Annotated in this window: 13 protein-coding genes; 11 read left to right on the top strand and 2 right to left on the bottom strand. The window is 46.9% G+C overall.

The window, feature by feature from the left end; genetic code table 11:
• The 6 genes from hda to ACT6PV_RS09675 all read left to right on the top strand — a co-directional run bounded on the left by hda (window position 1) and on the right by ACT6PV_RS09675 (window position 8,256).
• Entirely contained in the window at window positions 1–708 is a 708-nt protein-coding gene (gene hda / locus ACT6PV_RS09700; protein ID WP_445116174.1) for a DnaA regulatory inactivator Hda, read from the top strand.
• 104 nt (window positions 709–812) lie between these two features.
• Window positions 813–2,621, top strand: coding sequence for a rhombotarget A (gene rbtA / locus ACT6PV_RS09695; RefSeq protein WP_445116173.1), 1,809 nt, complete (start codon window positions 813–815; stop codon window positions 2,619–2,621).
• A 48-nt stretch (window positions 2,622–2,669) separates the two neighbouring features.
• A complete protein-coding gene (locus ACT6PV_RS09690) occupies window positions 2,670–5,072 on the top strand; it encodes a CSLREA domain-containing protein (protein WP_445116172.1) in 2,403 nt (800 codons plus the stop codon).
• Between the two features lie 307 nt (window positions 5,073–5,379).
• Window positions 5,380–6,162, top strand: coding sequence for a tellurium resistance protein (locus ACT6PV_RS09685; RefSeq protein WP_445116171.1), 783 nt, complete (start codon window positions 5,380–5,382; stop codon window positions 6,160–6,162).
• Window positions 6,163–6,171: 9 nt separating this feature from the next.
• The gene (locus ACT6PV_RS09680) at window positions 6,172–7,299 is read left to right on the top strand and encodes a toxic anion resistance protein (protein WP_445116170.1); all 1,128 of its coding nucleotides are present in this window, start codon (window positions 6,172–6,174) and stop codon (window positions 7,297–7,299) included.
• A gap of 21 nt (window positions 7,300–7,320) precedes the next feature.
• A complete protein-coding gene (locus ACT6PV_RS09675) occupies window positions 7,321–8,256 on the top strand; it encodes a hypothetical protein (RefSeq protein ID WP_445116169.1) in 936 nt (311 codons plus the stop codon).
• A gap of 67 nt (window positions 8,257–8,323) precedes the next feature.
• On the opposite strand, the gene ACT6PV_RS09670 is transcribed toward ACT6PV_RS09675, so the two are convergent.
• Window positions 8,324–8,932 (bottom strand): DsbA family protein, encoded by a 609-nt coding sequence (locus ACT6PV_RS09670; RefSeq protein ID WP_445116168.1) that lies wholly within the window; start codon window positions 8,930–8,932, stop codon window positions 8,324–8,326.
• A 342-nt stretch (window positions 8,933–9,274) separates the two neighbouring features.
• On the opposite strand from ACT6PV_RS09670, the gene ahpF reads away from it, so the two are divergent.
• The 4 genes from ahpF (at window position 9,275) to arsB (ending at window position 13,103) form a co-directional block, all read left to right on the top strand.
• The gene (ahpF, locus tag ACT6PV_RS09665; RefSeq protein WP_445116167.1) at window positions 9,275–10,840 is read left to right on the top strand and encodes an alkyl hydroperoxide reductase subunit F; all 1,566 of its coding nucleotides are present in this window, start codon (window positions 9,275–9,277) and stop codon (window positions 10,838–10,840) included.
• Between the two features lie 415 nt (window positions 10,841–11,255).
• Window positions 11,256–11,579 carry a metalloregulator ArsR/SmtB family transcription factor gene (locus ACT6PV_RS09660; RefSeq protein ID WP_445117086.1) on the top strand — a complete coding sequence of 108 codons (324 nt, stop codon included), beginning with the start codon at window positions 11,256–11,258 and terminating at the stop codon, window positions 11,577–11,579.
• Between the two features lie 11 nt (window positions 11,580–11,590).
• On the top strand, window positions 11,591–12,064 hold the full coding sequence (locus ACT6PV_RS09655; protein WP_445116166.1) for an arsenate reductase ArsC: 474 nt from the start codon (window positions 11,591–11,593) through the stop codon (window positions 12,062–12,064).
• Between the two features lie 4 nt (window positions 12,065–12,068).
• The gene (gene arsB, locus ACT6PV_RS09650; protein ID WP_445116165.1) at window positions 12,069–13,103 is read left to right on the top strand and encodes an ACR3 family arsenite efflux transporter; all 1,035 of its coding nucleotides are present in this window, start codon (window positions 12,069–12,071) and stop codon (window positions 13,101–13,103) included.
• A 9-nt stretch (window positions 13,104–13,112) separates the two neighbouring features.
• Here arsB and ACT6PV_RS09645 read toward each other — a convergent pair whose 3' ends face one another.
• Entirely contained in the window at window positions 13,113–13,514 is a 402-nt protein-coding gene (locus tag ACT6PV_RS09645) for a MerR family transcriptional regulator (protein ID WP_445116164.1), read from the bottom strand.
• A gap of 65 nt (window positions 13,515–13,579) precedes the next feature.
• On the opposite strand from ACT6PV_RS09645, the gene ACT6PV_RS09640 reads away from it, so the two are divergent.
• The gene (locus ACT6PV_RS09640) at window positions 13,580–14,209 is read left to right on the top strand and encodes a cation transporter (protein ID WP_445116163.1); all 630 of its coding nucleotides are present in this window, start codon (window positions 13,580–13,582) and stop codon (window positions 14,207–14,209) included.
• Window positions 14,210–14,298 lie beyond the last annotated feature (89 nt).

Raw genomic sequence — 14,298 nt, 5'->3', positions numbered from 1 at the left:
ATGCGTCAATTGCAGCTGGATATAGAACCGCAACTGGATGCCAGAATTAGTGATTTTTCTGGCCCGGGCTGGGGGCCTGTCATTGACGCAATCAGGCAATTGCATGCCGGTCTGATGAACCGGTTTTATATTTACGGGGGAGCGGGCACAGGCAAAAGCCACTTATTGACTGCAATCTGTGACTCATATCTTGAGGTGGGGAAATCGGCAATTAAGGTGTCTTTACTGGAACTGCTGGATGCACCGATTGAGGCCATTACTTCGCTTGAAAGCTATGATCTGGTGGCCCTGGATGATATTGAAGCCATCAGTGGTGTGCCGCACTGGCAAAAAGCGGTATTTCATTTAATCAATAATAGTAATGAAGATGGCGGGCAGCTGGTCTTTTCATCCCGTTTTGCCCCGCTGGAATTAAAACTGGAGCTGCCGGATCTGCAATCACGCTTAAACCAGGCGGTCAGTGTACAGGTGCCCAGTGGTCATGCCCATGCAGACCGTCAGGCATTGCTCCATTCAGTACTTGAACGCCGGGGTGTACATTTTGACCCGCAGATTATTGAATATCTGCTATTACATGGACCGCATCAAACCAGTACACTGCTGCAATCAGTGGATCGGCTGGAAAAATTGCTGAAGGGTGAAAAGACCCGATTATCACATGCAACACTCAGACAGATTTATGCCTTGATTGATGAATATCATCAGTAATGAAAATTTGTTGAGAATTTTTTAAAGCTGTGACAAAGTACGTCAAAAGGATTCATGGCAAAGTATTGCGCTGATCAAAACTAAAATAAATCAGGGAGACCATAATGTTCAAACGGGGCATCGGCTTAGGCTTATTATGCATTACAGGCCATGTATACAGTGCAAATATTACAGTGACGACCACAGCAGATGTGGTCAGCGCAGATAATCAGTGCTCACTGCGTGAAGCCATTGAATATGTCAATCAGGGCATGCCGGAAGCCGGTTATAATGGCTGTGGCGGCAAGGGCGCCAATAATGTCATTGAATTAAAGGGCAGGACGGAATACAGGCTGGATCATCAGATTCCAGTGGCCAGAAGTGTGCAGATTAAATCAACCTATGACAGTGCCCTGGGTGATAATTCCAGAGCGAAAAATAATGCGGTCATTAAAATGGCAGGCAGGGACCGTCTGTTTCTGATAGACCGGAGTCAGGTGCCATTTGCTGAAGGTGAAAGCGCTGAAAGCAATCAATTAATTTCTATTGTTTTTTATGAAACAACACTGGATGGCTGTGCCCAGACCAGTTGTGCAGATCAGGGTGGCTTAATTTACAATAAGGAAAACCTGAGCATTCAATATGGGCAGTTACTCAATGGTGTCGCCCGTCAGGGGGGGGCAATTTATAATGCCGGTGTATATGAGGCCAGTAAGCAACTCAGCGCAGTATCTGTGGTCAATAGCCTCATTAAAGGCAATAAAGCCAGTCAGGGTGCGGTCATTTACAGTGAAATTCCACAATTTGTGGTTTCTCAGTCTGTGGTCCGGGACAATGAAGTCACGGAGGCAGATGCATCGTTATTTGATAGTCGTGATGCCTTTGATGAGGCAGCCCTGAAATCGCTGGGGAGCACGCTGACCCGGGGAATCTGGAACAGTACCATTTTTAATAATACAGGCCATATTATAAAAGTCATGGATGGTATGCTGGTCAACAATATCACCATGATTCTGAACAGCATGGGCCTGATTTTTAATGCACCATTCAGTAATGCCTATGTGAGCAACAGTATTCTTGCCCGCAATGGGGCCGAAGATTGTAAAATTGTGGCCGGGGCCGATGCGCTGCATATCAGTAATAACCTATATTCAGCCGGTTGTGCCGGAACAGATTCACAGCAACTGGGCAATATTCCACTGATTGCAGGCAGTAATACCGAAGGAAAATGTGATATCAATTCAGATGGCATCCTTTGTCCGTTCAGTGAATCGGCCAATACAGCTGTCGGTTATTTCAGGCCAAGACTGTTGTCCAGTTATCAGAAACTATCCGATTCATTGATTGTCAATCATGGACCACAGAAAGCCGGCAGTAATTTAATGTCATGTGAGAGTACGGATCAGCGCGGTGGAAAAAGGCCTGAAACTTCTGAATTGTGTGACATTGGTGCTGTGGAGCTGGCGGTGGATAGAACGACCACATCCGGTATTGGGGCGGACCTGTTTTATGGTGAAACAGCAAAAATGACCATTGCAGATCAGCTTCAGGATGGAGAATTAATCACTGCTGAACAGTGCCAGGCGCTATTGGGGAATTCACCGGATGGTCAGCCCTGGCAGCCGGGATGTCTGAGACTGGTACAGACCAATACGGTCTCCAAAGGAAAGACTACCTTGAGCCAGGACGGTGATGTCAGCTATGTCCCGAATGGGAACTGGCATGGTTCAGATGAATTTAAAATACTGGTGATTACCACCACCACACGTTTTAATGACTCGGAAAACCGTTATATTGAAATTCCGGTAAAAATTGTACAGAATCCACCATCGGATTTTGAGGATAAAAAGGTCAAGACATCCGGTGGAAGTGGCGATTTAATAAGCCTGCTGGGGTTAATGGCTTTACTGGGTTTCCGCCGATTCAAAAAATAAAACCGGGAAAAATCAGCGGATATGCTGTGTAATCAATAGGGATCTGCAATGAAAAACTATAAAAAAGCAATATTGACTGTTGCCATACTGTCGACCATGTCTCTCATGGCGGCAGATGACAAAACCATTTATGTCAATACCTTTGCTGATGAAGATGGTGAAAACACCAACCAGTGTTCGCTGCGTGAAGCGGTCACCGCGGCTTCCACCTATAAAGCCTATGGGGGGTGTCCTGCCGGGCAGCGTTCGGTCACCAATATCATTCAGCTGCAGGCCGGTGAGTATAACCTGACCCGGGAGTTGCAACCGGATACGGCGCTGATCATACGTGGTCAGGCACCTGTTGATTACAGTCGGCCGGACGGGTTGAGTAACAGTTATCCTGCTGCAACACCCCTCAAAACCACCATCAGTGGTCAGGGACAGTCAAGGATTATTAATAGTGCCCTGAGTAAACCGTCCCTTACACTGGCTAACCTGATTTTAAAGGATGGTTTCAGTCCGACAGTGGGTGGTGCCCTGTATGTGAGTGGCTCAACCACATTAAATAATGTATCTGTTGAAAATTCAAAAGCTCAGCAGGCCGGCGGAGCGATTTACCTGAGTGACAACAGCAGTCTGACTATTGTCAATGGTAATTACCACGGCAATGATGCGGTGCGGGGCAGTGTATTTGCCATGAGCTGTCTTGACAATCTGGATAATATTTCCCGGAATGTAACAGTCAGCAGTACCAGCCTCATTGGCAATGGTTCTGCAAATAGCCTGAGCAGTTTTGAGTTCTGCGGGAAAACAACTGTGAATTTTACAGCCAGTACCATTGCTCAGAATACTGCCAGTGCAGCATCGGGCAGCATCTTTCAGTTCAGTTCCAATACTCCCCGGGGGAAAGTCGGGCTTGTGGATGGTTCAAGCCTGGTGTTGCTGAGTAACACCATTGTACAGAACTCAGCCTGGTCGACATTATTGTATAATTCAACCGGCAGCAAAGCACTGAGTAATAATGTGCTGGCATACAATGGGCCGGGAAAATCCTGCCGTTATGCAGATGGAGATGTCTCAGCAGTTGAAAACAGCGGGATCAGTCTGGTCAACAACGCCATAAAACTGGCTCCGGGTGAAGATCGCTGTGACTTACCGAATAAAACTGTGGAGGACATTACAGCAAGCACCCTTGATCTGAGTACCATCAGTTTTTCCAGTGTGCTTAGTCCATTGCAGCAGCCAAATGAAAATACCGGTTTTATGGCGCTGTATTTCCCATTGGATATTGGGACCAATAAGGATCTGGTGGATACCGGAGCCTTTGGATGTAGTGCCCGGGATCAGCGGGGAGCAAAAAGAACCGCCTCGGTCAACTCCACCGGACAGAATGAAGTGGAGAACAACTGTGATATCGGAGCAACCGAATTATTACGTCTGACTGCATACAATAATGTAAAAACCAATTCATCCGTAGTAACATTATTGGACAACTATCAGCAACAGTATGATACCTATACGTCGTTAATTGCCAACCCTGCGACCAATCCTGACTTTTTACCGTATTACAGACTTCAGCAGACTTATTATGACAACCTGAAACGACAGACGCAGTCCAGACAGAAATACAGAACCATCTTTGTCGATCCATTTGCAGAAAACTCACCGGACGAAGAAACTCAGGCAGATGGCACGCGTAAAATCAGGCCGCTGTCAGCAGAGAATTATGAGGTTTCCGTAGAAAAGCTGGGGACAGGTAAACTGGATGCGAATAGTCAGTATACCGGCACGAGCGATCCAAATCTAAGATGTGAGTGGAGTCCGGAGCTGCAGCAGATCATGATGTGGCGTGTGGATGATCTGAGGACTGCAGATGGCGATGCTGAGTTTTGTCGTTATACCTTAAAGTTAAAGAATTCGAGTCCTGAAAAAACTTCCAGTGCCTACGTTGTGGGGAGTTTTACAAATATTGCCCCCATTGCTGAAAATACCAGCTATGACATTCAGTATGGCACACTGCAGAAAATTTCAGTGAATTTACTGGACCATGCCAGTGATGATGGGGATGGATTAACCAGTGCCCTGACAGATAAACCCAATAAACCTGCATTTTATGTGGATGCCAGTGGCCAGCAGCTTGCGGTCCGGGTGGACGGCCTGCCGGATCCGGTTGCATTGACTGCGGAACATAGCGGGCCTTGTCCTGATGACAGTAAACTGACCTGCTATGGCGGTAAAATGCAGCTTCAGATTAAAAATACGTTTGATCCGTTTAACTATAACTTTAAATATTATGTTTATGATGCAGAAGGGAAAGTTTCCAATGAAGCGACAGTCACCTTAAACAATTCAGCATCTGCACCGGGTTCTCCTGCCATTGGCGGCGGCGGTTCAGTCGATTGGCATGGCTTATTGGGATTGCTGGGTTTAATGGGCCTGCGACGTTTTTATTCCCGGAAGAAAGTTTAAAAGATCATGTGAATCCAGTCCGATGCAATGATTGATGCAGAAAAGCATTGCCGGATTGGATTGATGCTGAGCATGATTATGGTCGTGTCCAGCTGCTGATATGACGACTGGCAGCAGACTACTTTAATCAGGCTTTGTCAGTCGTTTTCAGGCCAGGGATCCGTACGGTAAAGAACCGGTTTTTCAAGGTTAACGGAATTCTTCTATAAAACAATCAGCACAGACTTGTGTTTTTTTATGTGGCCGCAATTTGCAATTTCCCGGGCTGAGCCTAATATAAGTATAAAATCCATATTGACTAGTATCAATGCGCCAATATCAGGTACTGACTCCACTGGAGCAAATTGAAATTCATCCGGATGCATTATTGTCCATTAAGCGCAATGATCTGGTCCCATTGCTGGATGATCAGTTCAGGCTGAATCACTATGCAGATCAGGTTGTACAGGCACAGGCTGTGCTGTTAAACGGCATTAACCCGCAGCTGACCCAGCAATTAAGCCAGGTGGTGAAGCAGATTGTGCAGCATTTGTCTTCATCGGCATCCATTTTCAGACAGCGTAAATTTAATGCCCTGCAAACATGGCTGGGACAGGAGCTGGAGTCTGATGCCCGTCAGCTGAATTGTTTAAAGGCGCTGGAGGAGCTGATCCAGCAGGCAGATTCGCTGAGTGGTCAGTTACGGGTGGAGTTACAGAAATCACAGATGCGTTTTTTACAGGCAACCGGATACAGAGAAAAAATGGCATTATATATCAGGGCCGCTCAGGAGTTTTTACAGGAGTACCCTGATTTTATGCATACCAGGCAGCTGCAGGATCATTTTTCAGAGCGGCTTTCAAAGAAAATTAACACATTGCAGACCCTACAGACCGGGAACGATATTACACTGGTGCAGATGCAGCTGGCACACCGGCTTTCCCTGGACCTGATGGATCGTTTTAAGGAAGCACAGCAGGTATTGATCCCGGCCTGGCAATACCATTTAAAGCAAAGCAGACAACAGCAGTCACTGGTTGCATCGGCAGAACTGGATAAAAGCCGTGAACAACTGATCCGGATATTACAGCAATCATCAGAGAAAAAATAAGGTGTCCCCATGATTGAACAGCAGCGGAACTTAGTCACCGAAGATTCGAAACAGTTGCAGCAGGAATTTGAAAATCTGAATTTAAGGGAAATCGGGCTGCAGCAACATGATTTTGCAGAGGTGCTGGCCGCGTGTCAGGAGCTGGCAGAAATCAATCAGTCATCAGTTGCAGATTATGGTAAAAATATTGCGGCCAGGACATCCTCTTATACAGATGAATTATTAAATCTGGTGAAAAACAGGGATCTGGATGAAACCGGACAGAAATTGAATGAAGTGGTGCAGGTGGCCCGTCAGCTGAATACCTCGGGTCTGCTGAAGCAATCAGGAAACTCTGGCATACTGGGCAACATCCTCAACAAATTCAAGGGAGCAAAACAGAGTTTTGATCAGCATTTTAATAGCACCAAAGAACAGATTGATGGCCTGGTCAGGGAAATAGAAACATCACAGCAGGGCCTGAAGGCACGTGTGACCACGCTGGATAAAATGTTTGACGGGGTACAGGATGAATACCGGCAGCTGGGGATCCATATTGCTGCCGGACAGCTGAAACAGCAGCAAATTCAGCAGGATATTGCGGTACTATCTGGGCAGGAACAGGATCAGCAGACCACACAGCGGGTCTATGATTTAAATCATCTGGCCGGGAATCTGGAAAAGCGCGTCAGTGATTTGCAGATTTTACAGCAGTCCGCCATGCAGACACTGCCCATGATCCGGATGATTCAATCCAATAATATGATGCTGGTGGATAAGTTTTATGCGATTAAGAACATCACACTGCCGGCGTGGAAAAATCAGATCAGTCTTGCAATTTCGTTGCATGAGCAAAAAAACAGTGTGCAACTGGCCAATAGCATTGATGATGCCACCAATGAACTGTTAAAACGCAATGCTGATTTATTGCACCGGAATTCGGTAGATACCGCCCGGGCTAATCAGCGCTCTGTCATTGACGTGGAAACCCTTGAACATGTGCAGCAGAGCCTGATCAAAACAGTCAATGATGTTCTTCAGATTCAAAAAGACGGCATGCAGAAACGGGAAGAGGCATCAGCCCGCATCCGTACCCTGCAAACCGGTTTACAGCAGCTGGTGCTGGGTTCCGGTCATTCCGACACGGGTACATCATAAAACCGTTCAAAGCAGGAGAATATGCTGAGCATGGAAAATAATGATCCGGTTGCCACACAGCAGATTGAACGGGGCCTGGCGCTACTGAGGCAAAAACAGCGTAAAATCAGGCTTTTTGCACTGATGATGCTGACGCTGTGTGTGATCAGCCTGGCCTGTCTGTTTATACAGCAGGATGTGGTGTATGGTTTGTTCGAATTGAACCGGCAAGTGGTACAACTCCATGTGCCGTATAATCTTGATACCAGTTTTAAAAATGCGGTTGATCAGCCTGATTATCTGCTGAATCTGCTGTCCTGGTTTGGGTGGCTGATGCTGAAAGGCGTCACGGCCTTTATCGGGGCTTTTGTGATGGTTGGTTTTTTAAGGAAATTCCGTTTCTTTCTGATTCGTTTCCAGTCATTTGTATTGAAGTCTGTGGCATGGCTGATTGCGTTCATACTCATCTGGTCAGGCCTGGCCTATATTCAGCATGGTTCAGGGCGCAGTGAGCAGACCTATGCTGAGCTGATCCAGTATGAACAGGATATTCGCCAGAGTCGGATCTATGCGTATCTGCAACACTCGGATTCGGCTGAGCCGGTACAGGCTTATCTACTGGCTCAGACGGCTTTACTGCATCAGCCTGTAGATAAAAATGCGGCACTGGCCTATACATCAGAACTGATACAGGCAGAACGGGCTGATCCGCATTTTCTGGAATATGGTTTCAGACCGGAACAGCTGTGGAGCATGCAGCAGCAACTTTATGGAAAAGCCGTGACTCCCGTCACCGAAGTGCTGACCCACCGCGCATATCGGGCGGCGCAGTGGTCTGAAATGGTCAAGTGGATCATACTGATGATAATGGCAGGCACTCTGCTGATGGCATTGGTCGGTTATCTGTTGTCTGCAAAACTCGATAAAAGGGTGTTACGGATTGCTCAGATGTCCAGTAAAGCTGACGCTTTACAATAAAAAAGCCATGGAAATGATGCAATTTCCCCCTGATGCAGTGTCATTGCACTACATCAGGGGGAGGGATTTATCCGGCCTGCTGAAGCAGTTGTTTCAGTTCCAGTGTTGAGAAAGTCTGATCCCAGATCTGCTCATCGACCAGATAATACGGAACCGGGTGTGAGCCGATATGATTGACGTATTGTGTAATTTCATGCTGTTTATCGGCAATTTCCTTATGCTGAATGGAGCGTAAAACAGCGTTGCCATCCAGTCCCATGCCTTCTATGATATCCTTCAGGACTTCCGGGCTGGCAATGTCTTTACCATGTGCAAATACCGCATGAAATAACGCCTGAGTCAAAGCAAACTGATCGAAATTATTGTCCAGTGCCAGAATCGCCTGATGTGCAAGACGACTGTTGGGCATGCATTTCATATGTTCAATGTCCACCACCAGGTCTTCACTGTAGGCTGCAAATTTTGCCATATCAAATTTACGATAAGCTTCTGCTGAGCCATAACGTTCCGTCAGGTACTCCAGTACATTCAGGCCCTGTTCAGGAATATCAGGCAGAATCTGTATGGGCAATAACTCAATTTTTCTGGCAGTGGGCTGGTTCCAGTGCTGTTTTAACTTCTGGAACGCAATGTAGCTCATTGGGTATACAATATCGAAAACAAATTCTATTTTCATTTTTTGCCTCAGGTGTTTTAAACATGCCAGTGTTGAAAACAAGAGCATAGTGGATATATGCAGACAGGTCGAGTCCCTGTTGCGTTGGAAATGCAGCGTTCTATTTCTGGATGGATCATCTGTATGACATGGCTGGGTGGAAATGGCTCAAATTTTTAATGGATATTGATCATTTGCCGGGTTCAGATCAACGGGGACGATTGAAAGGGTATTTTTAATTCAAAAACCCGATCACTAGTATAAAAATAACCTGTTTTATCTATTTATGAAACTGTCCTATGATGAATCTCATATTCAGACATTCAATATTTTATTTATATTTCATCTTTCAGGAGAGATCAGATGCTTGACCAGACCACCTCCACCCAACTGAAAACACTGCTTGAACGCCTCGAAAGCCCGATCGAACTGGTGGCTTCACTGAATGAATCAGCACAGTCCGATAAAATCCGGGAGCTGGTGACCGAGGTGGCAGCATTGTCCGATCAGGTTACGGCACGCTTTGATGGCAGCAACACCCGCAGACCGGCCTTTGGTGTGGCCCGTAGCGGTGAACAGCCGCGAGTATTCTTTGCCGGCCTGCCGATGGGTCATGAATTCACCTCACTGATCCTGGCACTGCTGCAGGTTTCCGGCTATGCACCGAAAGTGTCGGATGAAATGCTGGCCCGGGTAAAGGGACTGAACCTGACCGCAGACTTTGATGTATTTGTCTCACTGAGCTGCCATAACTGTCCGGATGTGGTGCAGGCGCTGAATTTGATCGCCATCAACAATCCGGGGACCACCGCCACCATGATTGATGGTAGCTTCTTCCAGGATGAAGTGGAGGAACGCAAAATCATGGCGGTGCCGATGCTGTTCCGGGATGGTGAACACATTGGTCAGGGCCGCATGACGCTGGAAGAAATCATTGCGAAACTGGACAGTGGTGCTGCTGCCCGGGATGCAGCTGCGTTGAATGCAAAACAGGCCTTTGATGTGCTGGTGATCGGCGGAGGTCCTGCCGGTGCCACAGCTGCGATGTATGCCTCCCGCAAGGGCATCCGGACTGGCATGGTGTCGGAACGCTTTGGCGGCCAGGTACTGGACACCATGGACATTGAAAACTTCATTTCAGTGGTGAAAACCCAGGGCCCAAGATTCGGTGCAGACATGGAAGGCCATGTACGTTCCTATGAAGTGGACCTGATGAACCTGCAGAAAGTGAAGAAGGTGGTGGGTGCGGATCAGACCGCCAGCGGACTGGTTGAGGTTGAACTGGAAAGCGGCGCCACTCTGGAATCGAAGACGGTGATTCTGTCCACCGGTGCACGGTGGCGTGAAATGAATGTGCCGGGTGAGCAGGAATACAAAACCCGGGGAGTGGCCTACTGTCCGCACTGTGACGGACCACTGTTCAAAGGCAAGCGTGTTGCGGTGATCGGCGGTGGTAACTCTGGTGTTGAAGCGGCCATTGACCTGGCCGGGATTGTTGAACATGTCACGCTGGTGGAGTTTGATACCCGACTGCGTGCGGATCAGGTGCTGCAGGACAAGCTGAACAGCCTGCCGAACACCACGGTGATTCTGAATGCACTGTCGACGGAAGTGGTGGGTGACGGCAGTCAGGTGACGGGTCTGAAATACCGGGACCGTGCTGATGACAGTGAACACAGCCTGGCGCTTTCAGGCATCTTTGTGCAGATTGGTCTGCTGCCGAACACTGAGTTTTTGAAATCGGGTGCGGTTGAGCTTTCCGGGCGCAATGAGATTGTGGTGAATGACCGCAATGAAACCAGTGTGAAAGGGGTATTTGCTGCGGGGGACTGTACCACGGTGCCGTACAAGCAGATTATCATTGCTGCCGGTGAGGGGGCCCGGGCGTCGCTGTCTGCGTTCGATTATATTATTCGCTCGGGAGCGTAACTGAACGGATGCTGTGAAAATCAGTTTGAATACGATCGGTGTAACGTTGTAACAAAGAAGTTATAACAATGAAATTGAGCTGTCCGCAGCTCAATTTTTTTGTCTGAGTTTTATCCGTGTTGCTGACTGATATAGTCAACCTGTCAAAAAACCAATACACATGAATATAATTTCTCTTAATTAATATTTTAAATTAAATCAATTATATGAGAAAACGAGTTGTTTAATTATAAAAAAGCTTTCATTGCCACATTTTGCTTTGAAAGTTTGAATAAGTTTGCGTTTGAATAAAATCACATGTATGAATAATTAGGTAAGTTTGACTATATACGGTTGCATTTATATATGGATATACGTATATTTAAATAATTAAATATCATGAACCGGGATTGGGAATCATATTATGAGTCAAACTGTGAACCAGACAGATTTTTTTAAATGCCTGTCTGACTCGACCCGTCTTGAGATCCTGCGGCTGGTGATGGCAAGACAGCGTGTCTGTGTCTGTGAGTTCACTGAACTGCTTGAGCTGAGTCAGCCGAAAATTTCCCGGCATCTGGCTTTGCTGAGAAATTTATCCATTTTGCTGGATCAGCGCCAGGGACAGTGGGTGTATTACCGACTCAATCCTGAACTGCCTGGCTGGGCGGTGGATGTACTGGAGATTGTGTCAAAACAGGGGCAGGCGTTGCCGGTTTCAGGAAATGGCGTTTCATCTGTCGATTTTCATTGTGATTAGTGGGTGGTTTTATGCATTTTTTATTTCTCTGCACAGGCAACAGTTGTCGCAGTATTCTGTCTGAGGTTTTGTTTAACAGTCGTGCACCCGAAGGCTGGAAAGCATATAGTGCCGGCAGTAAACCAACAGGCCGCGTTCATCCCCTCACCATGAAGACACTTGAAAACCTGGGCTTGCTGACAGAAGGGTTATGGAGCAAGACAATTGATGACTGCGAGCAATATCAGCCTGATGTGGTGATTACTGTTTGTGATCAGGCCGCACAGGAAGCCTGCCCACTGTACCTGGGGACTGCCATCAAAGCCCACTGGGGATTGGCTGATCCATCTCATCTGAATGTCTCTGAAAGTGAAAAACTGGACGCCTTTTTAGTGACTGTAGCTCATATTAACCGGCGTCTGGATGCATTATTTTCGCTGGATCCAAATACATTAACCCGTCCTGAGCTTATTGCTGAAATCAATAAAATTTCAGAGGTCGGCTAAGCCCATGACCACTTCAAAACTGTCATTACTGGATCGTCATCTAACCCTGTGGATCTTTATCGCCATGGCATCCGGCATTGGGATCGCGGTGTGCTTTCCTCAGGTTTCCGTCACACTGGATCAGATGAGTGTTGATTCAGTCAATATTCCCATCGCCGCAGGGCTGATTCTGATGCTGTATCCACCATTGGCCCGGGTGGATTATGCGGCATTGCCACAGGTATTTAAAGACAGGAAAACACTGGCATTATCACTACTTCAGAACTGGTTGATTGCACCGTGTCTGATGTTTGCCCTGGCCATTATTTTTCTGCACAGCCATCCTGAATATATGACAGGTTTAATCCTGATTGGCCTGGCACGCTGTATTGCCATGGTACTGGTCTGGAATAACCTTGCGTGTGGTGACCATCAATATGCTGCTGCGCTGGTTGCCTTTAACAGTATTTTTCAGATTCTGTTTTTCAGCAGCTATGCCTGGTTTTTTCTGACTGTTCTGCCGCCTTATTTTGGCGTAAGCGGGCAGATCATTCATGTAGGTTTCTGGACCATTACCCATGCCGTACTGGTTTATCTGGGCATCCCATTTTTATTGGGGTTTCTGACCAGGCTGATGCTGGTAAAACAAAAAGGTCTGGACTGGTATCAAAGTACATTTCTTCCCAGGATCGGTCCTGTCAGTCTGCTTGCCTTGCTTTTTACCATTGTCGCCATGTTCAGTCTTAAAGGGGCTGACGTGTTGAGTTTGCCACTGGATGTGGCCCGCATCGCAATTCCGCTGGCGATTTATTTTATTGTAATGTTTTTCATCAGTTTTTTTATGAGCCGATGGATGGGCAATGATTATCCGAAAACCACGGCGATTTCCTTTACGGCGGCGGGAAATAATTTTGAACTGGCGCTGGCGGTTGCCATTGCCACATTCGGACTTGCATCACCGGTTGCATTCACCACGGTTATTGGTCCATTGGTGGAAGTGCCGATTCTGATCCTTCTGGTCAGGGTATCCCTGGGTTTGAAGGCAAAGTATTTTAAATGAACAGGCTGTTTATTCCTTTTCAAGTTGTTTTAAAATCTGACAGTGGTCAACGGTACTGTTACCGGAACAGGATTGACGTAATTCCTGTAACTGTGCCTGAAAGGACTGTAATTCCAGCAGACGCTCCTCAACCTGCTGGAGATGTTCTTCAATCATTTGATTTACTATCTGACAGCCCTGTCTGGGTTGTTTGACCAGTTCAGTCAGTTGTGCAATTTCCTGCAGCGATATATCCAGTGAGCGGCAGTGTTTAATAAAAAACAGCCGTTTCAGGGCCTCTTCGTTATAGTAGCGGTAGTTATTTTCGGCACGGAAACTGGGCTTTATGAGGTGTTTTTTCTCATAAAAGCGAATGGTGTCAGTACTTAGTTGAGTCTTTTTTGATAATTCACTGATTAAATACTGTTGCATGGCTTGACCCTGGAGTGACTTCATGGTTTCAAATGACAGCATAATCTAAATTGTGGAGTATTGAAATGGCATGTAGTTGCACTCCGACACCGCCTAAAGTGAACAGTAAATTCAGAACAGCCTTATGGATTGCGTTAATCATTAATGTGGTCATGTTTCTGGTTGAAGTGACAGGCGGGATGTATGCATATTCTTCGGCATTATGGGCAGATTCGCTGGATTTCTTTGGAGATGCGCTGAATTATGGTATTTCACTGGCAGTACTGGGCGCCAGCTTATATCACCGGGCCACTGTGGCATTGTTTAAAGGGCTGACCATGGCCAGCTTTGGTTTTATTGTGATTGGCAAAACCGCTTATGCCTATTTCCAGGGGATTCCACCCGAAGCGATTACCATGGGCATCATCGGTTTAGTGGCCCTGGTGGCCAACGTGATTTCCGCAGTGGTTCTATATGCTTTTCGGGATGGCGATTCCAATATGCAATCAGTATGGTTATGCAGTCGGAATGACGCCATTGGTAATGTGGCAGTGATTCTGGCAGCGATTGGTGTCTTTGGCACCGGCGGCAGCCTGCTCCCGGATCTGATTGTGGCATTGATCATGTCGGTGCTGGGTGTCAGTGCAGGTTACCAGGTGATTCAAAAGGCATTGAAGGAAAGAAAAGAGAATAAACCCGGCATTGTGCTGCATTGAACTGGGCAGCCCTGAGCAGAAGCAGGCTATTGCTTTGTTTACCGTGCAGGGCACATTCCGGCTAAGAATAACAATAAACGGACGGCAAT

Source organism: Acinetobacter sp. WZC-1 (assembly GCF_052544965.1).
The sequence above is the reverse complement of the archived record's forward strand: the minus strand, read 5'-3'. Positions and strand labels throughout refer to the sequence as shown.